Here is a 23161-nt window from a genome sequence, read left to right on the forward strand (position 1 = left end):
AATTAATCCATGCTATATTACCACAAATTATAACCTTATTCAAAATGAAATTTTATAACTCAATTAACTTTCCTATTTGAAATTCTCATTTAATGAATTTCTTTCTAATGAAATGAAAAAACTGAGAAGAACTCTTCACGAGCTTATTCCCAGTTTAATCAACTATTGCGAATTTGCAATATTGCTTTGAAATATTATCTGTTCTGGCTCTCTTATCTTACTAAATTAGCCATCATTTATAATAATAAATTAATTAATTAAAGTACGTTAGCATACCCTTCAAATATTTTACCTTGGGCCGCATCTACTGTTACTAAAATACCATCTTTTAATTCTTTAGTAGCATTTTCAACACCTATAATTGTTGGAATACCTTTTTCAAGTCCGATAATCGCACTTGGTGATGTGATACCATTTTCTTCTGTAATTAATCCAACTGCTTGCTCAATATAAGGCACTAATGTCTCATCTACAGAATTAGTAACAATAACTGATTCACTTAAATCTACGCCTTCTAAATCACTAGCACTGTTAGCAACTACAGTTTTACCAACTACTGATCCACGACCGACACCTTGTCCTTTTGCAATTTCATCTCCAACTAAATGTAATTTCATCATATTAGTTGTACCTTTTTCACCAGTAGGTACACCGGCAGTAATAATAATTAAATCACCATTAGTAACTCTTCCCGTTTCTACTGCTGTAGCAACTGCATTATTTAATAGGTCATCAGTAGTTTTACGACCTTTTTTAATTACAGGATATGCACCCCAAACTAAAGCAAGTTGACGTGCAGTGTACTCGCTAGGGGTAACCGCAATGATATCAGAATGTGGGCGATATTTAGAAATAGTTACTGCAGTTGAACCACTTTCAGTTGCTGCAACAATAGCTTTAACTTTTAAATTTAAAGCAGTATGTGCAACTGAAACACCAATAGCATTCACTAATGAAGTTTCTACTAGTTTAGTACGGTCTGATAATAATTTTTTGTAATCTTGTGCCGCTTCAGCAGAAATCGCAATATTTCTCATTGTTTTTACAGCCTCTTCTGGATATAAACCAGCAGCAGTTTCACCAGAAAGCATAACTGCGTCAGTACCATCATAAATTGCGTTAGCAACGTCACTAGCTTCCGCTCTTGTCGCACGAGGATTTCGTTGCATTGAATCTAACATTTGAGTAGCTGTGATGACTGGTTTACCTAGTTTATTACATTTTCTGATTAAATCTTTTTGTACAATTGGTACAGATTCTGGTGGAATTTCAACACCCATGTCACCACGAGCTACCATTAAACCATCAGACACTTCTAATATTTCTTCTATATTATCAATACCTTCTTGGTTTTCAATTTTAGGGAAAATAGTGATATTATGATTATTTTCTCTTTCAAGAATTTCACGAATATCTAAGACATCACTTGGACGTCGTACAAAGCTTGCTGCGATATAATCAATATCTTCTTTGATACCAAATAAGATATCATCAGCATCTTTATCAGTAATACCTGGTAAATTTACTTTTACACCTGGTAAATTTACGCCTTTTTTATTTTTTAATTCACCAGTATTTAAGATATCACATTTAACTTCGCCTTTTGTTTTATCGATGTCTTTTACTTGTAGTTCAACTAAACCATCATCAAGTAAAATGTAAGAACCTATTTGAACATCATTGATTAAATCTTCATAAGTTACTGAGAATTTTTCAGGTGTACCTTCAACTTGAGACATACTAACAATAACTTCTTTGCCTTTTTCAAGCATAATTAAGCCATCTTTCATGTCATGAGTACGAATTTCAGGTCCTTTAGTATCTAATAAGATACCAATTGTTTTGCCTAATTTATCAGCTACTTTACGAATCGTATCAATACGTGCTTTATGCTCTTCATGACTACCATGAGAGAAATTCAAACGCGCTACGTTCATACCAGCTTTCATTAATTTTTCTAACATTTCCTCAGACTCTGATGCAGGTCCAATTGTACATACAATTTTAGTCTTTCTCATTTTAAAAAGCCTCCTAAATTAAATAGATAACTCTTTCGTTAATTCATAAATATCAGTATTGAATTTATGGTCGTTACCATTGAAAATTTCATCAAATGGTGTGGCAGTCAATTTGTTATTCATAATACCTACTCCATGTCCAGAACGACCTTGTATTAATAAATCAACGGCGTAACCACCTAAGCGTGAAGCTAATACTCTGTCAACACCTGATGGGCTACCACCACGTTGGATATGGCCCAGTACAGACACACGTGCATCAACATTAATATATTTCATTAATTGATCCGCGCATTCTTGGCCACTCATACTGCCCTCAGCTACCATGACGATTGAGTGTTTTTTACCTCGTTTGATACCTTTTTCTATTTTTTCGGCAATATCTTTAATATCTGTATTGACTTCAGGAACTAATATTGTTTCAGCACCGACTGATAAGCCAGCCCATAATGCTAAATCACCACAATCACGTCCCATAACTTCTACAATAAAAGTTCTAGCATGACTTGAAGCGGTGTCTCTAATCTTGTCTACACTATCAATAATTGTGTTCAACGCTGTGTCAAACCCAATAGTGAAGTCAGTACCATTAATATCATTATCAATAGTACCTGGAATTCCTATTGTTTTAATATCTTTCGTCTCTTCACTAATACGTTGGGCACCTCTGTAACTGCCATCTCCCCCAACTACTACTAGTCCCTCAATACCACGTTTGTGTAAATTCTCTATACCTTTTTGTCTTACACTTGCCTCTTTGAATTGTGGACATCTTGCAGAGTAAAGGAAAGTTCCTCCACGTTGAATTGTATCCCCTACTGAACCCAATTCAAGTTTATGAATATTGTCATCAAGTAATCCTTGATAACCTTGATAAATTCCATAAACTTCAATGTTGTTATAAATCGCCTTACGCACAACTGCTCTAACAGCAGCATTCATGCCTGGTGAATCTCCACCACTAGTTAAAACCGCAATTTTTTTCATGACGACATTCCCTTTCCTAACTAGATTTCTCTTTAATAATAAATTACCACAATTTTTTTTAGTGTTCCATCAATATAGGTTCACAAAATACATGTAAACGTTTTATAAACAATTTTTCCTTTCGAAATAAAAAAGGGGTGAACAATATTCACCAAGAATCAATTGTTTCACCCTTATAAGGAAAACTACAGCTAGAAAAATATAATAAAGGTTCCTTCATAACTTAATTTGCAACTGTGTTTTTCAAAGTAGTTTTAAATATTAATTTGTATATGTACCAGCCCAGCTATTTTTCAATAAAAGCACCGATATTTCTAAACTTATTAAATCTATCTTCAACTAATTCATCAGCACTTTGTTGTTGAAGTTGTTCTAAATGATTTACGAATGCTTGCTTAATATCAATAGCTTGTTGTTCTATATTATTGTGTGCACCACCTAAAGGTTCGTCAATCACACTATCAATAACGTTTAAATGATGTAAATCTTTTGCAGTAATTTTCATAGTTTCGGCAGCCATTTTTGCTAATGAGCTATCTTTCCATAACAGTGCCGCTGCTCCCTCTGGGGAAATAACAGAATACGTACTGTTTTCAAGCATCATAATTCGATTGGCTATACCAATTCCTAGTGCACCACCACTACCACCTTCGCCGATAACGATAGCTATCACTGGCACTGTTAGAGATGCCATCTCAACTAAGTTTCTAGCAATAGATTCACTTTGTCCGCGTTCTTCAGCAGCTTTACCTGGATAAGCACCTTTAGTATCAATGAAAGTAAAAATAGGTCTATTAAATTTCTCAGCTTGTTTCATTAATCTCAATGCTTTACGATAACCTTCAGGATGCGCCATACCAAAGTTTCGATATATATTATCCTTAGTATCTTTACCTCTTTGTTGGCCTATAACTGTAACAGGGGTACCGTTTAAATACCCAATTCCACCAATCATTGCAGGGTCATCTCTAAAATTACGATCTCCATGTAATTCAATAAATGAATCGAAGATATATGGAATATAGTCTAAAGTCGTAGGTCGTTCTTGGAGACGAGCAATTTGCACTCTATCCCAAGGCTTAAGATTGGTATATATTTTTTTGGTTTCTCTTTCAAGTGATGCTTCAAGTAAATCAATTTCATCTTGTAAATCTACATCATTTTTTCCTTGAGATTGCTTAAGAGATTCAATTTTATTTTTTATTTCAAAAAGTGGTTTTTCAAAATCAAGCATCTTTATTCACCTCTTGGTGCAATTTTAATAATTGAGCAAGTGTTTCTTTCATCTCTTTACGGTGAACAACTTTATCAAGTTGACCATGCTCAAGAAGAAACTCTGCAGTTTGGAAATCATCTGGAAGTTTCTCATTAATAGTTTGCTCAATAACACGTCGACCAGCAAATCCAATTAAGGCTTTTGGTTCACTTAAATTGATATCCCCAACAGATGCAAAACTAGCAGAAACACCACCAGTTGTTGGATGCGTAAGATAAGAAATATATAATAATCCGGCATCTGAGTGACGTTTCAGTGAAACACTCGTTTTACCCATTTGCATCAATGAAATAATACCCTCTTGCATCCTAGCACCACCACTTGCAGAAAATAATATGAATGGTAGTCTATGTTCTGTTGCATAATCAATAATTCGACATATTTTCTCACCAACAACTGATCCCATACTTCCCATTCTAAATCTAGCATCCATAACAGCTACACCAAATTGAACACCATCTAGTTTGGCAGTACCGGTTACAACCGCTTCGCTTAAATCAGTTTTTTGTTGGTCTTTTTCAATTTTTTCTTGATAGCCAGGAAAGTCTAAAGGATTTGCTGATGTCATTCCTTTATCAAATTCAACGAAACTATTTTCATCAGTGATTGCTTCAATTCTCTTATATGCAGGTAATGCAATATGGTGATCACAATTAAAACATACATTTAAATTCTCATTTAATTCTTTTGTATACATTATTTTTTTGCATTTTGGACATTTAGTCATAATACCTGCTGGTACTTCATTTTGTTTTGAATCTTGAACTGTTAAATATTTTCGCTTTTTACTACTACGATTAAAAAAGTCTTTAAACATTCGTAAACCTCCACCTAACCATACAACCTTAATTTATTACATATCAATTTAATATATGATCGAACATAAAGTATGAGTTAGAAATAATACATGTCTTTGTTTTTTATTAAAATTGTTGCAATTCTAGGTTATTTCAAGTCTGTTAATTGCATTGTTTTATCATAAACTTTTTGAGGATTCACTTCAATTCTTGCCACGCCAGTTTCCATTGCTGCTTTTGCAACTTCACGTGCAACTGAAGGAGCTACCCTTTTATCGAAAGGACCAGGAATACAATAATCCGGATTCAACTCATCTTCATCTATAAGATTAGCAATCGCTTCAACTGCCGCTTTCTTCATATCTTCATTTATATGTGTTGATTCAGTGTCTAATGCACCTCTAAAAATACCTGGGAACGCAAGTACATTATTAATTTGGTTCGGAAAATCTGAACGACCTGTTCCTACAACTTTAGCTCCTGCTTCTTTAGCATCATTGGGCTTGATTTCTGGATCTGGGTTAGCCATTGCAAAGATGATTGCATCATCCGCCATTGATTTAACCATGTCTTTTGTTAGTAAGTTAGCAACTGAAACACCTATAAATACATCAGCATCTTTAATTACATCTTGTAATGAACCTTCAATTTTGTCTTTGTTTGTGAATTTAGCTACATAATCCTTAGTGTCATTCATACCATAAGGTCGACCTTCAAAAATAGCACCTCTTGAATCGCACATTATCATATTTCTGACACCGTAAGAATCTAATAATTTAACAATTGCAATACCTGCTGCCCCTGCACCATTTAACACAACTTTAATATCAGATAAATCTTTATCAACAATTCTTAGTGCATTGATTAAACCAGCCATAGTAACAATCGCTGTACCATGTTGATCATCATGGAAAACTGGAATATTAGTTTCTTTTTTAAGACGATCTTCTATTTCAAAACATCTTGGTGCTGAAATATCTTCTAGATTAATTCCTCCATAATTAGGTGAAATTAATTTAACTGTTCTAATAATTTCTTCTGTATCTTTAGTATCTAAAGCGATAGGTACACCGTTTATACCTGCAAAACTTTTAAAAAGAACAGCTTTACCTTCCATAACAGGAATACTAGCTGAGGCACCTATATTACCTAAACCTAAAACTGCAGTGCCATCAGTAACAACAGCCACAGTGTTTTTTTTAATCGTGTAATCATATACAGTTCTTGGATCTTCATGTATTTCTTTACACGGTTCTGCTACGCCTGGTGAATAGGCTAAACTTAATTCTTCTTTATTAGTAACTTTGATATTAGGTGTAATTTCCAACTTACCTTGATTTTCTTTATGCATTTGTAATGCATCATCTCTTAAAGACATTAAATCAACCCCTGTTTATTTACTAAAATATCGAAAGCTCATCAGTATAATGAATATATATTCTCTGCATTTAAAATTTTTTAAGATAAAATAAACTGATGACTTTATTTTATAAATCATCAGTTTACTATATCATAATTTTTTTATACATAAAAGTTATAAAATTCTTATATCTTTTGGATCAAAAGCCTCAACAAAGTTTTTAATTTCATTCGATGTTTTATCCATACTACCCAAATAATCAAGTTCTCCAGTTTGTTCATTATATATATTCACTTTAATCATATGGTTGTTTTTATGATCACTAAGAATTTGTTTAATTTCATCTAAGTTATGAATGTTTCTTAAAATAATTTGAGATGCCCCATTCATTTTAGTTACTTCAAAATGGTCAACTGAATCCATTTGATTTAAAATGAGCTGCAATTGTTGTTTTCTCTTTTCAAATTCCCCCCAAACAATATACATTTCTCTCTCATTTAATTGAGTTTCATACCGTTTGAATTTATCTGGAAATAAAACTGCATCCATCGTATGTCGCCCATCATTTAGAACTAAAAATGCCATATTTTGACCATTCTTGGTCCTTATTTGTTTGATTTGATCTACTTGAACCAAAATAGGTTTGTGATTTACAACATTACTTAGTGTATAAATACCTAAATATTGCTTTTTATTAAATTGCTTTTCGACTGGATGATTAGAAACATAAAATCCCAAGTATTCCATTTCATAACTACTAATCATTTGATCACTAAATTCATCTTTATCAGTGTAAGATTGTTTAGGTGTCAAAATATTCATTAATAAATCGTTTTGTTCTACATTTGATACTTCATCTAAAACTTGATCAATAGAACTTAATAAAGTTGAACGTGTTTTTCCAAAAGTATCAAAAGCGCCTACCAATATTAATGATTCAAGTAATTTTCTAGTCTTTACGCGATTTGGTATTCGTCTAGTAAAATCAAAGAAATCTTTATACTTACCATTTTGATACCTTTCATCAACAATTGATTTAACGCTCTGATAACCAACCCCTTTAATAGCACCTAAGGATAGATAAATATTTGATTTAGTTGCTCTATAATACCAATGGCTTTCATTAATATTAGGAGGCAAAATTTTCAATTTTTGATTTTTAGCTTCATCAATTATGGCCGCTGTTTTAGATTCATTACCAACGACATTACTTAAAATATTAGCATAAAAATAATTAGGATAGTGAACCTTCAAATATGCCATGATATATGCAATTTTTGAATAACTTACCGCATGTGCTCTAGGAAATCCATAGTCAGCAAACTTTAGAATTAAATCAAATATTTGTTTACTTATCTTCTCATCATATTTATTTTTTATCGCACCTTCGACAAAATGTTGTCTTTCACTTTCTAAAACTGCTCTATTCTTTTTACTCATGGCACGACGTAGAATATCTGCTTGTCCATAATTAAAGCTAGCAAATTGACTAGCGATTTGCATAATTTGTTCTTGATAGATTATTACACCATACGTATTTTTAAGTATGGGTTCTAAATCAGGATGTAAGTATTTAATTTCACTTTCGTTATGTCTTCGTGAAATATAAGTTGGAATTTCTTCCATAGGTCCTGGTCTATATAAAGACGTAACCGCAACGATATCTTCAAAATGTTCAGGCTGAAGTCGTTTTAATACTTTTCTTACACCTTCGGATTCAAGTTGGAAGATTCCAGTTGTATCTCCTCTAGATAATAACTTAAATACCTCTACATCATTAAACGGTATCTCTTCAATCTCTATAGTAATATTTAAATCTTTTTTTACTTGAGTGATAATTTGATGTATGATAGATAAATTTCTTAACCCCAAAAAGTCAATCTTAAGTAGACCAATTCGCTCTGCTTCTGTCATCGTCCATTGCGTCAATAAACCAGTATCGCCCAATGTTAGTGGTGCATAATTATATAGAGGTTGATCGTTAATAATAATACCTGCTGCATGTGTTGAAGTATGTCTAGGTAAGCCTTCTAATTTCTTACTTAATTCAAACCACTTTTCATGTCGATGATTTCTATGTACAAATTGCTTAAATTGCTCATCCTCATATGCCTTATCTAAAGTTATACCAAGTTGATGAGGTATTAACTTAGAAATTTCATTTAAAGTTTTATCATCAAATCCAATTATGCGACCAACATCTCTTGCAACGGCCCTAGCCAATAAATGTCCGAATGTGACAATACCCGAAACACGATGTTTTCCATATTTGTCTTGAACGTATTGAATGACTCTTTCCCTACGCGTGTCTTCAAAATCAATATCTATATCTGGCATTGTTACACGTTCAGGATTTAAAAAACGTTCAAATAATAGATTAAATCTAATTGGATCTATTGTAGTAATGCCGAGTAGGAAGCTAACTAATGAACCAGCTGAGGATCCCCGCCCAGGACCAACCATAACATTATGTGTTTTAGCGTAGTGAATTAAATCACTTACAATTAAAAAATAGTCTTCAAAGCCCATTTCAGTTATAACGCGATATTCATGTTCTAATCTTTTTTTATAGCGTTCATCATGATTTAATTTCATCTTCTTTAAACTTGATTGGAGTTGTGACCATAAATACTCTTTTGAGGAACTACCTGATGGTGCATCGAATTTAGGTAGTAAATTTTGATGATATTCTAAGCTTGCACTACATAAACTAGCTAGTTCAAGTGTATTATTCCATACTTCTCTGTCTATATTTAATGTTTCTAATTCATTTTGATTAGGAAAATGTTCCCCAATATCTTCAGTATCATTAACCAAATCTATCTTAGTATTATTTTTAATTGCTTCAAGTGCTGGAATCGTCTCAACATCTTCTTGATTTAAGTATCGTGCATTTTCAAACCAAACTACTTTTATATTATTATAAAATGCTAAGTTGCTTGAATGATTTATAAATATATTTTGATGGTTTTGAAATTGTTCAACTATAGAATAATGAGATTGATTTGCTTGCTTAAATATGATTGCAATATTTGTTGAATACTTTTTTAACCACTCAACTGATATAACGTCTTTTTGCTTCATTTTAATTGCAGAAGAGAGTTGAAATAGTGATCTTAAGCCATCATTATTTATAGCTAAAACCACAGTCTCAATTGAATACAAACCATCCGTAACGTTAACTGTCATTCCAAAAATTGGTTTAATATTGGCTTTAATACAAGCATCATAAAATTTAGGGAAGCCATATAAGACATTAGTATCTGTAATCGCTAATGTATCATAATGATTATGTTGTGCTTTTTTAACTACATCATCGATTCTCAAACTAGAATTTAATAAATCATATGCTGTATGAAGATTTAAATGAGCAACCATGAATGACTTCCTTTCTTAAATTTATAATTTCTGACGTAAAGCTTGTGCTAATTCTTCAAATTCATCCCAACTATAGACTGACACACCTGATGCATTTGGGTGGCCTCCCCCACCAAATTGATTAGCGACATCATTAATAGTGATCCCTTTAGATCGAATACGACATCTAATTTGATCTCCCTCATCTACACCAAACATCCATATTTTTAAACCGCTAATATCCGCAACTGTATTTACAAATTGAGAAGCTTCATTAGGCTGAATGTCAAACTGCTTTAAAACATCATTAGTTATTTTAATTTGACAATATTCATGTGAATCTGATAGTTCAAAATTTTGTAAAATATATCCTTGGAAAGGCATTAACTTAGGATCTTTTTCGGACATTTTATTTAATTCAGCATTATGATTGAATGGATATGCCAATAATTGACTAGCAACTTCCATTGTATGGGGTGATGTATTACTAAATAAGAATCGCCCTGTGTCTCCAACAATACCTAGGTACAATACTCGAGCTACATGTTCATCAATTATACTTAGATCATTAAAATGTACGATGAAATCAAATATAATTTCACTTGTAGAAGATGCTTCAGTATTAACAAAATTTACATCACCGTATTGATCAGTAGCAGGATGATGATCTATTTTAATTAATGACTGTCCATTTAGATATCTTTGATCATCAATACGTGGTGCATTTGCAGTATCACATACAATTACAAGTGCATCACCATATACACTGTCATCAATTTCATCTAAGTCTCCTATAAATGATAATGATGGTTCAGCTTCACCTGCAGCATAGACATTTTTTTTAGGGAATTTTCGTTCAAGATATAACTTTAATCCAAGTTGTGAGCCATAAGCATCTGGATCAGGTCTCACATGTCTATGAATAATAATTGTTTCTGCCTCTTTAACTCTTTGCATGATTTCATTAAAAATTTCTACCATTGTTAAATCTCCTTAAATTAGATTTATTACTTTAAAATTAAATACTTTGCATATCCTCAAACATCTGACAAATTATCATTGCATTTGCGACTTTTTCATTACCACTTACCATCGCGACTTCCAATTTAGCAAAGTTCCTTCCAACATCGAGCATGTCATATTGAACTCTAATTGATGCTTCAATTGGCACAGTTTTAATATAGATGATATTTAAACTTTCAATCATAACATCTACCTTTTTATATTTTCGCAATTCATGCTTTATTGTTTCTTCAATAATAGCGACAAATACAGCCTTACTTAATGTGCCATATTGATTGGTTAATAACGGAGAAACCTCAACCGAAATATCACTTTGTGAAATCGTAATATGTTTCGCTATTTGATCATTAATCGTCTCACCTATTTGAGGTTGTCTGCCAATAAGTTGCATCGCTTTTAATACGTCATCTCTCGTTATTACACCTATTGCTCTTTTATTCTGAGTTACGGGTAATATCTCAATTCCTTCCCAAATCATAATGTGAGCACAACTCGCTACCGTTGTATTTAATTCAACATTGATAGGACGTTTCGTCATTACTTTAGCAATGATATCATCCGAATTCATTTGAATGACTTCCTTACTCGTAACGATTCCAACTAATCGCCAATCTTTATCTACGACTGGAAACCTTGAATGACCTGTAACTTTGGCACGTGATTTATAATCTTCAATACCCATTTCATCAAAAATAACCGTCATATCATTAATTGGTTTCACTATATCTTCAACTATTAAAATTTCTTTTCTAATCATTTGATTATACATTGCTCTATTAATAATATTGGCTACAAGAAATGTATCATAATTTGAAGACAGGATTGGTAACTCATGATTATTAGCATAATCTATAATTTTTTGTGTTGTTTTAAAACCTCCAGTAATAAGTACGCCACTACCTCTTTTTAGCGCTTCTAACTGAACATCAGGCCTATTACCTACGATTAACAATGTATGATGACTTAAATATTTAACCACATCTTTTAGTTCCATTGCACCTATCGCAAATTTTGAAACACTTTTTGTTAATCCATTTTTGCCACCAATGATATCTCCATCAATGATTTTTAAAATTTCTTTAAATGTAAGGTTCTCAATCTCCTCGCGATTCTTTTTATCAATACGTACTGTACCTACTCTATCAATGGTAGTTACTAATCCAAGTTGTCCGGCATCTTTTATAGCTCTATATGCCGTCCCCTCAGATACTTTCATTACTTTGGCAACTTTCCTAACAGAAATTTTTTGGCCAACATTTAACGATTCTATGTATGCTATGATTTGTTCATGTTTAGTCATTGATAATACCTCTTTATAATGTACAGTGTTTTATTTATTATAACTTTTTAATTATAAAAAATCGATTTAGAAAATGTAAATTAATTAGTTTTAAAAACGCTTCATCAGTTTGATTTTTTATTAATTAATAAATCAAGTTATGTTAATTAAATCTTTAATTATTTTAATTATATACATTGGTAAAATTAAAATATTTTATATATAATTGTTTATGAGGAGGGATGACCTATGTATAAAAATATTTTATTAGGTGTAGATACTCAATTAAAAAATGAGAAAGCGTTGAAGGAAGTATCAAAATTAGCAGGTCCAGATACCGTAGTAACTATTTTAAATGCGATTGGTGAACAGGACGCACAAGCATCAATTAAAGCTGGTACGCATATTAATGAATTAACTGAAAAACGTAGTCATTTGCTAGAAAAAACACGAACTACTCTAGAAGACTACGGAATTGATTATGATCAAATCATTGTGCGTGGTAACCCTAAGGACGAATTAGTGAAACACGCTAATAGTGGTAAATATGAAATCGTCGTTTTAAGTAACCGTAAAGCTGAATCTCAGAAAAAATTCGTATTAGGCAGCGTAAGTCACAAAGTAGCTAAACGTGCTACTATCCCTGTATTGATTGTAAAATAGTTAGTAAAATTCAAAAGATGCGTCAAAATAAAAGCACAAAGATGATTGTTCATGTATAAATCACCTTTGTGCTTATTAATTTCATTAAACTAATCAATTACTTCATTTATATTTACATTTATTAAAATGATACAGACTCACCAGGTTCTAATATTTGTACTTCACCTTCATGCACTGCATCCTTAAATTGTTGTGGATCTTGTTCAATTAAAGGGAAAGTATTGTAATGAACTGGAACCGAAATCTTAGGTTTAACAAATTCATTAATTGCATAACTTGCATCATCAATACCCATAGTAAAGTTATCACCAATTGGAACAAAACATACATCAACAGGGTGTCTTTCAGCAATTAATTTCATATCACTAAACAATCCTGTATCACCCATGTGATAAATCGTTTTACCTTCAACTTCTAATATAAGTCCCATTGGCATGCCTAAGTAAACAGGGATACCATCTTCATGTGTGAAACTTGAACTATGGAAAGCTTGAACATATTTAACGCTACCAAAATCAAATTTAGCTTTGCCACCGATATTCATACCATGAACATCTTCTACACCGTGATAAGTACTTAAATACCCTTGTAATTCAGCAGAACCTATAACAGTTGCGTGATTACGATTTGCTAACTCAACTACATCGCCAAAGTGATCAGCATGACCATGAGTTAAAATAATATAGTCTACATCTAATGTTTGTTCATCTAAATCACATTTGTCATTACCGGAAATAAATGGATCTACAATTACTTTTTTACCATTACCCTCAAAATAAATCGTTGATTGCCCATGAAAAGAAAGTTTCATAATTATAGCCTCCTATTGCTTGATTACTATAATTATACCCTAGCCGTAAAAGATATAACATGAAACTAAAATAATCGCTTATCGTATTAAATAATTTTGAATTCTAAGCTGATTAGACGTAAAATTAACATAAATACTTAATGGAGATGATTGAATGAGTAAAATCGAAAAAATAACTAAACAATTACAACATGAACAAGCTGACGCTGCATGGATAACAACTCCTCTCAATGTATTCTACTTCACTGGATATAGAAGCGAACCTCACGAGAGATTATTTGCACTATTAATTACAGCAAATGGAGATCAAACCTTATATTGTCCAAAGATGGAAGTTGAAGAAGTTAAGAATTCTCCATTTAAAGGAAAAATCATTGGTTACCTAGATACTGAGAATCCATTTGAAATTGACCCTTCATCTTTTAATAAGTTATTGATTGAAAGCGAACACTTAACAGTAAAACGTCAACGCGAGTTAACTCAAAACTTTGGTGTTCAGCACTATGGAGATATTGATCAAACAATTAAAGAATTACGTAATATTAAAAATGAATCCGAAATTGCAAATATTCGCGAAGCGGCAAAGCTCGCTGACAAATGCATCGAAATTGGTACCGAATTCCTTAAAGTCGGTGTAACAGAACGGGAAGTAGTCAATCATATTGAAAATGAAATCAAAAAATTTGGTGTTAGTGAGATGAGTTTTGACACAATGGTATTATTTGGAGATCACGCAGCATCACCTCACGGAACTCCAGGAGAAAGAAAACTTGTTAAAGATGAATATGTATTATTTGATTTAGGGGTTATATATAATCATTATTGTAGCGATATGACACGTACAGTAAAATTCGGAACCCCTTCTGAAGAAGCTCAAACAATTTATAATATTGTTTTAGAAGCAGAAACCAATGCTATTGAGGCAATTAAAGCGGGCGTTCCTTTACAAGATATTGATAAAATCGCTAGAAACATTATAAGTGATGCTGGATATGGTGATTATTTCCCTCACAGATTAGGACATGGCCTTGGTTTAGAAGAGCATGAATATCAAGATGTTTCAAGTACAAATTCAAACCTACTTGAAGCAGGGATGGTTATTACGATAGAACCTGGTATATATGTACCTAATGTTGCTGGCGTACGTATTGAAGATGATATTTTAGTAACTGAAAATGGTTATGAAATACTAACAAACTATGATAAATAAAAATTAAAAATCCAGTTGAGTTAATAGTAAAAAACTATGTACTCAACTGGATTTTTTATATTAAATCAATTATTAATCTTCTTTTAATGCATCTTCAACAGACGTATATTCTAAACCGAACGCTTCAGCTACTCCTTTGTGAGTTACATAACCTTTGTACGTATTTAAACCTAAAGATAATGCGTGGTTAGCTTTAAATGCTTCACGGTAACCCTTACTAGCTAATAATTGCGCATAAGGTAATGTTGCATTATTTAATGCAATTGTAGATGTACGAGGTACTGCACCTGGCATATTCGCAACTGCATAGTGAACAACACCATGTTTTACATATGTTGGATCATCGTGTGTCGTAATTTTATCTGTAGTCTCAAAAATACCACCTTGGTCAATAGCAATATCAACAATCACTGAACCATCTTTCATTTGTTTAATCATATCTTCAGTTACCAAGCTAGGTGCTTTTGCACCAGGGATTAATACGGCACCAATAACTAAATCACTTTCTTTTACTGCATTTTCAATATTTAATGGGTTAGACATAATTGTGTTCACACGGCCATCAAATAAATCATCTAATTCAGCTAATCGTTTAGGGTTTACATCTAAGATTGTAACATTAGCACCTAAACCTAGTGCGATTTTAGCCGCATTTGTACCAGCTTGACCGCCACCGATGATAGATACTTTACCTTTTGGTACTCCAGGAACGCCTCCAAGTAAAATACCCATTCCACCGTTAAATTTTTGTAGGAATTGTGAGCCAACTTGAGCAGACATACGTCCAGCAACTTCACTCATTGGTGTTAATAATGGTAATGAACGGTCAGGTAATTGAACCGTTTCATAGGCAATACCTACGACTTTATTTTCAACTAACGCTTGAGTTAATTTTTCTTCATTAGCTAGATGTAGGTATGTAAATAAGATGAGTCCTTCTTTGAAATATTTATACTCTTCTTCCAATGGTTCTTTAACTTTAATAACCATTTCTACATCCCAAACAGATGACTGTTCAGATACAATGTTAGCACCTGCATCTTTGTAATCTTTATCTTCAAAGAATGAACCTAAACCAGCATCTTTCTCAACAAGTACTGTATGTCCTTGCTCAACTAATGCATGTACACCACTTGGTGACAAACCAACTCTGTTTTCGTTATTTTTTATCTCTTTTGGAATACCAATTTTCATTCCATCCACCTCCATCACTATCGTAACGCTAAACCAATGAAAGCGCAATCAGAAAAAGTACACATTATTGTTAAAATATAAAGAGTAAAAATTCTGAAATTTGTGGTAATATATAAGTAAGAAAAGCTAAGGGGGTTATTAAGATGTTAACATACAAAAACATTTTAATCGCAGTTGATGGTTCACACGAAGCTGAGTGGGCTTTCAACAAAGCAGTAGACGTAGCTAAACGTAATGACGCTAAATTAACTATAGTGAACATTATCGATTCAAGAACGTATTCTTCTTATGAAGTATACGATGCACAATTCACTGAGAAGTCTAGAAGTTTCTCTGAAGAATTGTTAAAAGGTTATCAAGAAGTTGCAACACGTGCTGGAGTTACTAACGTTGAAACTCGTTTAGAATTTGGTTCTCCTAAAGCAATTATACCTAAAAGGTTAGCAAGTGAATTAGGTGTAGATTTAATTATGTGTGGTACTTCAGGTTTAAATGCTGTTGAAAGATTTATTGTCGGTTCTGTATCTGAAGCAATTGTACGTCACGCACCATGTGATGTATTAGTAGTACGTACAGAAGAAATCCCTGAAGATTTCCAACCTGAAGTTGCAACGCCAGAATTTAGAAAACAATATTCATAAAAGTTATATCTAATTATTCATTTACAAAGTGAGTTTAATATGGCGATAAGGTCTTTGACTTTATCGTCATTATTTATTTGTCACAATTTTATTTAAAAAAGATAACATACATTGTCTAATTACAATGCATGTTATCAGTATTAATAAATTATAATTCGCCAAATTTAACTGTATCTCTAGCAATCATAACTTCTTCATTTGTTGGAATAACAATAACTTTAACTGGTGAGTGTGGGTAATTGATAAATCCTTCTTCACCACGCATTGCTTCATTTTTCTTAGGATCCCAATAGATGCCCATGAATTCTAAGCCTTCTAATACTTTAGCACGAACTGTTGAAGAGTTTTCTCCTACACCAGCTGTAAATACAATGACATCCACACCATGCATTCTTGTAGCATAAGAACCAATATATTTATGAATTCTTGAAGCAAATACGTCTAGTGCTAATTGTGCACGTTCTTTACCTTCTTCTGCATCACTTTCAAGGTCACGTAAGTCACTTGATGTACCTGAAATACCAAGTAGACCTGATTCTTTGTTTAACACATTAAGAACTTCTTCGGCGTTTTGACCAGTCTTTTGCATAATGAAAGGAATTAATGCAGGGTCGATATTACCTGAACGTGTCCCCATTGTAACACCCGCTAATGGAGTGAATCCCATTGATGTATCGATTGATTCACCACCATCGATGGCAGCAATTGATGCACCATTACCAATATGACAAGAGATAATACGTAACTCTTCAATTGGTTTATTCATGATTTCAGCAGCACGTTGTGATACATATTTGTGACTTGTACCATGGAAACCATATTTGCGAATACCATAATCTTTATAGTATTGGTAAGGTAAGCTATATAAATATGATTGTTCTGGCATTGATTGGTGGAATGAAGTATCAAACACTGCTACATGAGGAATGTTTGGTAATAATTTTCTGAATGCACGGATACCCATTAAGTTAGCAGGGTTATGTAATGGTGCTAATTCACTTAATGACTCAATTTGTTCTTCCACTTTATCTGTAACTAATGCTGACGTTGGGAATAACTCACCACCGTGCACGACACGATGTCCTGTACCAACAATATCATTAATGTCATCAATGATGCCATGTTGTTTGAAACTGTCTAACATGATGTTAATTGCTTCTTCATGATCCTTGATATCTTTAACATCTTTAATTTTTTCACCATTCACTTCAATTGTGAAGATTGAATCTTTAATACCGATACGTTCGATTAAACCTTTTGTTACTAGAGTTTCTTCAGGCATTCTTATTAGTTGGAATTTTAAAGAAGAACTACCAGCGTTAATCGCTAAAACTAAACTAGACATATATTATTGTCCTCCAATTTATTAATTAATATCCATATTTATTTAACCATTAATACAGCCATAATTCAAGAATATCACAGTTTATTTTTGAGGATGATTGTCTTTCATCCAAGTATTTAATTCACCAATAAATCCTTGGAATTGATTAGGATTTTTAAAATCAGGAATATTTGCTAATAACACTTCAACTGGCTTAGTCTCATTCGATTTTTTCTTTTGTAAAATCAATATTGATTTACGCGCATTTTCGTTCTTAAATAGCGTCTTAGGTAAATTTAGAAATGCTTGCATTTCTGTTTCTGTAGCAATGAAATTTTCCAACTGTTTTACATTGTCATCTTCAAAAATATTACTTGGAACTACTAAAAATGCGAAACCAGATTGTTTCAAGGCAGTAATTGCTTGTTCAATTAGTAAATAGTGAGAATAGCTATGCCCTTCTTTAAAACCTAATTGCATTTCATGACTTCGTTCATCTAGAGGATAATATCCTATCGGTAAATCACCAATAACAATATCCGCTTCTTCTAATGGTAACGGCATAATTGCATCCTGAGGATAAACATCAAACGGTATCTCCAAGAAATTTGCTAAATGTACACTAACTCTTGAAAGTACCGGATCAACTTCAATAAGATGATGCATAATTGTAGTATCCTTAAGCACTTCATTAACAGATGCACTTAAATGGCCTGCACCACTAGCGATATCTACAACATGTAATTCTTCGTTGTTTTCAGTAAATTTTTGAACTAAAAATCCGAGAATTAAACCAATAGAATCGGGTGTTATTTGGTGATTGGCTTGAATCGTTTCTTCTTGCATTAAACTTAAATAAGCGAACTGAAATGCTTTTCTACGATCTTGTAATGTGGCTTGTTCCAATAATTCACGTTTATTACTATAAACATCTTCCATCGCTAATCCTAAATTCTCAATAAAACTTTGACCGTTTTGTTCATTTAAAGCTTTAGCTTTTTCATCTAATGTTTTGAAAAGCTTTTCCATGATTGTTTGTTCTTCACTCATAAACTTAATCCTCTCCATTAAAAAAGTGTCCATTCGGTTTATTTCTTAAAAATAATCAACGCTAATTTAAAGTAGCATTTCTGAAATAAATATGGACACTTTTACGTTATATCTATCTTCTAAAAATTGATATTAAATGTTGCGATATGCTTCTAATGCAGCATCAAAGTTAGGGAAATCAGTACCTTCACTAACTAATTCTTTATATACAACTTTGTCATTGCTATCTAATACAAAAACAGAACGAGCTAATAATCTTAACTCTTCCATAACAACACCATATTGTTGACCAAATGATAAGTCTTTATGGTCACTTAAAGTAATAACGTTGTCTAAACCATTTGATGCACACCATCTTTTTTGAGCAAATGGTAAATCTGCAGAAATCGTTAAAACAACACCGTCTTCTTGCGCCGCTTCTTCATTAAATTTACGAGTTTGTTGGTCACACACACCTGTATCAATAGAAGGTACAACGCTGATTAATTTCTTTTGACCTTTATAATTTTCTAAACTAACTTCATTTAAATCGTTATCTAATACTTTAAAGTCAGGAGCATGTTGCCCTTCTGATACTTCAGAACCAGCTAAATGAATTGGATTATTTTTAAAAGTAATTTGTGTCATGATGAAATGACCTCCTATAGTATTTATCATTATATTGCTATCATACGACAGTCGTAAAACTTAAATCAATCATTTAAAACTAAATCATATCTAATGTTGAAGTAGTTGTAAAATGTAGTCATATGTGTTTTTCAATATTAGAACTGTTGTAACGATGATAAAAAGTATCTTTACATAACCAACACCATTACTTATGGCAAATTGTGCACCTACATATGAACCAATTATCATACTTACAGCCATAATTAAGCCATACACAAAATCAACCTGACCTAAGATAATAAACAGAACTAATGCACCTAAATTAGAAGCAAAGTTTAAGACTTTCGCATTACCTGCTGCACTTAAAAAATCAAATCCAAACATAAGCAAAACAAATAACATAAAAGAGCCAGTGCCTCCACCTAAGAAACCATCATAAAAGCCAATCATTAACATTAAAGATACAAAAATGACAGCTTTACCAATTGTTAGCTTAGAAAATGTGCGCACATTTCCCCAATCTTTTTTCGTAATTGTATATATCAGTACAAGGCTCAATATAATGATAATTAAAGGCATTAAAACTTGTGCAGGCAACATAGTAGCTAAACTAGCACCGCCTGCTGCAAATATAAACACAAATGGAAATAACTTAAGTACAATATTTAAATCTACTTTGCCTGAACGTATAAACTTAATTGCACTTGTAAGCGATCCAAATGAACTGGCTAATTTGTTAGTACCAATGGCCAATGAAGGTGGCATTCCTATAGCTAATAGAGCTGGTGTTGAAATTAGGCCCCCACCACCTACTACTGCATCGATAAAAGCAGCTAAAAATCCAAATGCTATAATAATCAATATAATATTTAGCGTTATCTCCATGATGCATATCCCCTTTGTTTTTAATACTTGATTACTCCATTTTAGAATAACTCATCAATTAATGCATCAGTGTTTTGGTCTTTTTCGCTTTTATAATCTTTGTTAATCGTTAATGTTTCAATATTATCTGCTGCACGTTGAACCATTTCATCGAAGTTAAATACACTTTCATATTTAATTACTTTATCAAAATCTGGTTCAGTTACAGGATTTTTAGGAGTGAAAATAGTACAACAGTCTTCATAAGGTTGAATCGAAACATCAAATGTACCAATCTCTCGTGCTTTCTTGACAATATCTTCCTTATCAAGCGAAACAAGTGGTCTTAAAATCGGAGTAGAAGTCACATCATTAATTGCGTACATACTCTTTAATGTTTGACTTGCCACTTGTCCTAAATTTTCACCGTTAACAATCGCATTAGCCCCAACTTTTTCTAATACAATATCCGCTACACGTAACATCATGCGACGTGTAGATGTCATTGTGTATCTAGGATGAACTACTTTATTTATTTGTTTTTGTAATTCTGTAAATGGCACTATATGCAATTTTATTGGCCCCACTCTTTCAGAGAGGATACGTGTAAGTTCAATCACTTTGTCTTTAGCTTTTTCACTAGTGAAAGGTGGACTATGGAAATGAATCGCTTCTATATAAACACCACGTTTCATAATTTCCATTCCAGCTACTGGAGAGTCTATGCCTCCTGACAACATTAAGAGTGTTTTACCGCCAGTGCCAACTGGTAAACCACCAGCACCTTCATAAATTTGTGTGAATACATACACACCATCCATTCTTACTTCAACTCTTACGTTATAATCCGGTTGTTTCACATCAACCGATATATCTTCAGTTGCTTGTAAAATCGCACCTCCAAGTTCACGTTGTAAAGCATATGTGTCCATTGGAAATGACTTATCTACACGTTTAACATCAATTTTGAATGTCTCTCCCGGTTTAAAATCTTGAGCTAAATCAACACATAATTTTTTTATTTCATCTAATTCTTGAGATGTTTTATGAACAGGACTAATAGATTTAATACCAAATATTTTAGTTAAGCGATTGATTACCTCTTGTGCATCCGCTTTTTCAGTTAATGAGATATACATTCTATCTCTCTTACCTTTAACATGTGTTCCTTCTATAGTTTGTAAAGACTTAATAACGTTATCTTTCAAAGCATTTACAAACTTTTTCCGATTTGTTCCTTTTAAAGTCAGTTCACCATATCTAACTAATAAATGATCAAACTCCATTTACTTTAACAACTCCTTAATTTCTTTGTATATTGTTCCAAATTTCACTTTAAATTGATCAATATCTTCTTGAGTAGTCATATCTCCTAAGGATAATCTAATACTTCCTTCAATTTTATTATCCGGAAGTCCCATTGACATTAAAACTTCATTTAGTTTCTCTCTTTTAGATGAGCAAGCGCTTGTAGTTGAAACCATGATATCCAATTTAGAAAATGCATTAACTAAGACCTCACCTTTCACACCTGGAAACGCAATATTTAATATTTGCGGTGCACAATCCATAGGAGAATTGATATATACACCTCTAAACTCTTTTAAAAATTCACGTAATTCATGGTTATAATCACTTAATCGTTGATTACGTTCATTTAAATTATCCATTGCTAAAGTTATTGCTTTCACTAGTGACACATTCATTGGCAAGTTCACTGTTCCACTTCTTACGCCGTATTCTTGTCCTCCGCCATGAACAATAGGCTCTAATTTATCTTTATTGTCAATTAATAGGAGACCTTGTCCTTTAAGTCCATTAAATTTATGGCCACTAAAGCTTACACTATTAACACCTTCAAGGTTCATTGTTACCTTTCCCAAAGCTTGAACTGCATCAACGTGTAAATGTGCTTTAGGATATTCTTTTAATATGTTCACTATTTCATCAATAGGTTGAATTTGTCCCATAATATTATTCACATACATACAAGAAACAAGGCCGACCTTATCATTCATCAATGAAGCTAAATGTTCAATATCAACACGACCATTCGCATTAACATCAACATATTTTAAGACAAACCCATCTTCTTCTAAATATCTCATCACTTCTAAGACGGATGGATGTTCTAAAACGGAAGTAATAATTTCATTTGCAAATTGCTTTTTACGATAAGCAATACCTTTTAAAGCTATATTATTCGATTCAGTGGCACCACTTGTGAAAATAACATCTGTATTTTGTCCTATAGATAACATTGAAGATATACGTTCCTTTGCTTGTAGAAGCACCTTCTCCGCTTGCAAGCCCCACTTGTGAGGACTATTTGGATTGAAATAAACAGTTTCATTTACTTTATTAAATGAATCGAGTACATCTTTATGAGGCTTAGTAGTGGCTGCATTATCAAAATAGATCACTTAAAACACTCTCTTTCATTCACTATTAAATTATTTACCCTTTGTAAATTTATCGTTTATAGACATATTATTCAAAAATAGATACTAAAGCATTATACTATTTTTAAATAAAAATAAAAGGCGTCGGACTCAAATTAAATGATTTTGAGTTGAAAACTTATTTAGCATTATTTATTAAGCGTTCCGAATTTAAGTAACCCCCCTTAATTTCAATAACTTTATATAAGTTTAAATAAATCAAAAAAGATGGGACAGAATTCATTACGAATTCATTG

19 protein-coding genes are annotated in these 23161 nt (G+C 32.5%); 3 read left to right on the forward strand and 16 right to left on the reverse strand.

The genetic code is table 11. The features are described 5' to 3' along the window. Positions 1-257 precede the first annotated feature (257 nt). From pyk to HMPREF2737_RS10515, 8 genes are all read right to left on the reverse strand, one after another. The gene (gene pyk / locus HMPREF2737_RS10480) at positions 258-2018 is read right to left on the reverse strand and encodes a pyruvate kinase (protein WP_037551030.1); all 1761 of its coding nucleotides are present in this window, start codon (positions 2016-2018) and stop codon (positions 258-260) included. An 18-nt stretch (positions 2019-2036) separates the two neighbouring features. After that, the gene (gene pfkA, locus HMPREF2737_RS10485; RefSeq protein ID WP_037551031.1) at positions 2037-3005 is read right to left on the reverse strand and encodes a 6-phosphofructokinase; all 969 of its coding nucleotides are present in this window, start codon (positions 3003-3005) and stop codon (positions 2037-2039) included. Positions 3006-3291: 286 nt separating this feature from the next. Next, complete coding sequence (locus HMPREF2737_RS10490; protein ID WP_037551032.1) at positions 3292-4239, reverse strand: acetyl-CoA carboxylase carboxyltransferase subunit alpha; 948 nt, start codon at positions 4237-4239, stop codon at positions 3292-3294. Next, the gene (gene accD, locus HMPREF2737_RS10495; protein ID WP_037551033.1) at positions 4232-5098 is read right to left on the reverse strand and encodes an acetyl-CoA carboxylase, carboxyltransferase subunit beta; all 867 of its coding nucleotides are present in this window, start codon (positions 5096-5098) and stop codon (positions 4232-4234) included. Before accD ends, HMPREF2737_RS10490 begins: the two co-directional genes overlap by 8 nt. 128 nt (positions 5099-5226) lie before the next feature. Further along, a complete protein-coding gene (locus HMPREF2737_RS10500) occupies positions 5227-6456 on the reverse strand; it encodes an NADP-dependent malic enzyme (RefSeq protein ID WP_037551034.1) in 1230 nt (409 codons plus the stop codon). Positions 6457-6612: 156 nt separating this feature from the next. Beyond that, complete coding sequence (locus tag HMPREF2737_RS10505) at positions 6613-9816, reverse strand: DNA polymerase III subunit alpha (RefSeq protein ID WP_037551035.1); 3204 nt, start codon at positions 9814-9816, stop codon at positions 6613-6615. A gap of 21 nt (positions 9817-9837) precedes the next feature. Then, positions 9838-10776, reverse strand: coding sequence for a DHH family phosphoesterase (locus HMPREF2737_RS10510; protein WP_037551036.1), 939 nt, complete (start codon positions 10774-10776; stop codon positions 9838-9840). 37 nt (positions 10777-10813) lie between these two features. Next, the gene (locus tag HMPREF2737_RS10515; protein WP_037551037.1) at positions 10814-12118 is read right to left on the reverse strand and encodes a DRTGG domain-containing protein; all 1305 of its coding nucleotides are present in this window, start codon (positions 12116-12118) and stop codon (positions 10814-10816) included. A gap of 228 nt (positions 12119-12346) precedes the next feature. Here HMPREF2737_RS10515 and HMPREF2737_RS10520 point away from each other — a divergent pair, with 228 nt between their 5' ends. Further along, complete coding sequence (locus HMPREF2737_RS10520) at positions 12347-12760, forward strand: universal stress protein (protein WP_037551038.1); 414 nt, start codon at positions 12347-12349, stop codon at positions 12758-12760. A 121-nt stretch (positions 12761-12881) separates the two neighbouring features. On the opposite strand, the gene HMPREF2737_RS10525 is transcribed toward HMPREF2737_RS10520, so the two are convergent. Beyond that, positions 12882-13571, reverse strand: a complete 690-nt coding sequence (locus HMPREF2737_RS10525) for a metal-dependent hydrolase (protein ID WP_011275517.1) — start codon at positions 13569-13571, stop codon at positions 12882-12884. Between the two features lie 154 nt (positions 13572-13725). Between HMPREF2737_RS10525 and HMPREF2737_RS10530 the strand changes: the two genes are divergently transcribed. Beyond that, complete coding sequence (locus HMPREF2737_RS10530; RefSeq protein WP_037551039.1) at positions 13726-14781, forward strand: M24 family metallopeptidase; 1056 nt, start codon at positions 13726-13728, stop codon at positions 14779-14781. A gap of 72 nt (positions 14782-14853) precedes the next feature. Here HMPREF2737_RS10530 and ald read toward each other — a convergent pair whose 3' ends face one another. Then, positions 14854-15975: an alanine dehydrogenase gene (gene ald / locus HMPREF2737_RS10535; protein WP_037551040.1), complete on the reverse strand. Its 1122-nt coding sequence runs from the start codon at positions 15973-15975 to the stop codon at positions 14854-14856. Positions 15976-16118: 143 nt separating this feature from the next. On the opposite strand from ald, the gene HMPREF2737_RS10540 reads away from it, so the two are divergent. Beyond that, positions 16119-16616 carry a universal stress protein gene (locus HMPREF2737_RS10540; protein ID WP_037551041.1) on the forward strand — a complete coding sequence of 166 codons (498 nt, stop codon included), beginning with the start codon at positions 16119-16121 and terminating at the stop codon, positions 16614-16616. 148 nt (positions 16617-16764) lie between these two features. On the opposite strand, the gene HMPREF2737_RS10545 is transcribed toward HMPREF2737_RS10540, so the two are convergent. The 6 genes from HMPREF2737_RS10545 to HMPREF2737_RS10570 form a co-directional block, all read right to left on the reverse strand. Further along, complete coding sequence (locus tag HMPREF2737_RS10545; RefSeq protein WP_037551042.1) at positions 16765-17961, reverse strand: acetate kinase; 1197 nt, start codon at positions 17959-17961, stop codon at positions 16765-16767. Positions 17962-18042: 81 nt separating this feature from the next. Beyond that, positions 18043-18990, reverse strand: a complete 948-nt coding sequence (locus tag HMPREF2737_RS10550) for a class I SAM-dependent methyltransferase (RefSeq protein ID WP_037536841.1) — start codon at positions 18988-18990, stop codon at positions 18043-18045. A 132-nt stretch (positions 18991-19122) separates the two neighbouring features. Next, a complete protein-coding gene (gene tpx / locus HMPREF2737_RS10555) occupies positions 19123-19617 on the reverse strand; it encodes a thiol peroxidase (RefSeq protein ID WP_011275511.1) in 495 nt (164 codons plus the stop codon). A 90-nt stretch (positions 19618-19707) separates the two neighbouring features. Further along, positions 19708-20484, reverse strand: a complete 777-nt coding sequence (locus HMPREF2737_RS10560; protein WP_037551043.1) for a sulfite exporter TauE/SafE family protein — start codon at positions 20482-20484, stop codon at positions 19708-19710. Positions 20485-20525: 41 nt separating this feature from the next. Further along, positions 20526-21749: a tRNA uracil 4-sulfurtransferase ThiI gene (thiI, locus tag HMPREF2737_RS10565; RefSeq protein WP_037551044.1), complete on the reverse strand. Its 1224-nt coding sequence runs from the start codon at positions 21747-21749 to the stop codon at positions 20526-20528. Continuing rightward, positions 21750-22886 (reverse strand): cysteine desulfurase family protein, encoded by a 1137-nt coding sequence (locus HMPREF2737_RS10570; RefSeq protein ID WP_037551045.1) that lies wholly within the window; start codon positions 22884-22886, stop codon positions 21750-21752. It abuts the gene before it with no gap. Positions 22887-23161: the final 275 nt, after the last annotated feature.

Source organism: Staphylococcus sp. HMSC069D12, assembly GCF_001810405.1.
Lineage (GTDB): Bacteria > Bacillota > Bacilli > Staphylococcales > Staphylococcaceae > Staphylococcus > Staphylococcus haemolyticus.

Excerpts from the sequence above, each read along its gene's own strand:
- pyk (WP_037551030.1), bottom strand. The coding sequence starts at position 2,018 with ATGAGAAAGACTAAAATTGTATGTACAATTGGACCTGCATCAGAGTCT.
- pfkA (WP_037551031.1), bottom strand. The coding sequence starts at position 3,005 with ATGAAAAAAATTGCGGTTTTAACTAGTGGTGGAGATTCACCAGGCATG.
- HMPREF2737_RS10490 (WP_037551032.1), bottom strand. The coding sequence starts at position 4,239 with ATGCTTGATTTTGAAAAACCACTTTTTGAAATAAAAAATAAAATTGAA.
- accD (WP_037551033.1), bottom strand. The coding sequence starts at position 5,098 with ATGTTTAAAGACTTTTTTAATCGTAGTAGTAAAAAGCGAAAATATTTA.
- HMPREF2737_RS10500 (WP_037551034.1), bottom strand. The coding sequence starts at position 6,456 with ATGTCTTTAAGAGATGATGCATTACAAATGCATAAAGAAAATCAAGGT.
- HMPREF2737_RS10505 (WP_037551035.1), bottom strand. The coding sequence starts at position 9,816 with ATGGTTGCTCATTTAAATCTTCATACAGCATATGATTTATTAAATTCT.
- HMPREF2737_RS10510 (WP_037551036.1), bottom strand. The coding sequence starts at position 10,776 with ATGGTAGAAATTTTTAATGAAATCATGCAAAGAGTTAAAGAGGCAGAA.
- HMPREF2737_RS10515 (WP_037551037.1), bottom strand. The coding sequence starts at position 12,118 with ATGACTAAACATGAACAAATCATAGCATACATAGAATCGTTAAATGTT.
- HMPREF2737_RS10520 (WP_037551038.1), top strand. The coding sequence starts at position 12,347 with ATGTATAAAAATATTTTATTAGGTGTAGATACTCAATTAAAAAATGAG.
- HMPREF2737_RS10525 (WP_011275517.1), bottom strand. The coding sequence starts at position 13,571 with ATGAAACTTTCTTTTCATGGGCAATCAACGATTTATTTTGAGGGTAAT.
- HMPREF2737_RS10530 (WP_037551039.1), top strand. The coding sequence starts at position 13,726 with ATGAGTAAAATCGAAAAAATAACTAAACAATTACAACATGAACAAGCT.
- ald (WP_037551040.1), bottom strand. The coding sequence starts at position 15,975 with ATGAAAATTGGTATTCCAAAAGAGATAAAAAATAACGAAAACAGAGTT.
- HMPREF2737_RS10540 (WP_037551041.1), top strand. The coding sequence starts at position 16,119 with ATGTTAACATACAAAAACATTTTAATCGCAGTTGATGGTTCACACGAA.
- HMPREF2737_RS10545 (WP_037551042.1), bottom strand. The coding sequence starts at position 17,961 with ATGTCTAGTTTAGTTTTAGCGATTAACGCTGGTAGTTCTTCTTTAAAA.
- HMPREF2737_RS10550 (WP_037536841.1), bottom strand. The coding sequence starts at position 18,990 with ATGAGTGAAGAACAAACAATCATGGAAAAGCTTTTCAAAACATTAGAT.
- tpx (WP_011275511.1), bottom strand. The coding sequence starts at position 19,617 with ATGACACAAATTACTTTTAAAAATAATCCAATTCATTTAGCTGGTTCT.
- HMPREF2737_RS10560 (WP_037551043.1), bottom strand. The coding sequence starts at position 20,484 with ATGGAGATAACGCTAAATATTATATTGATTATTATAGCATTTGGATTT.
- thiI (WP_037551044.1), bottom strand. The coding sequence starts at position 21,749 with ATGGAGTTTGATCATTTATTAGTTAGATATGGTGAACTGACTTTAAAA.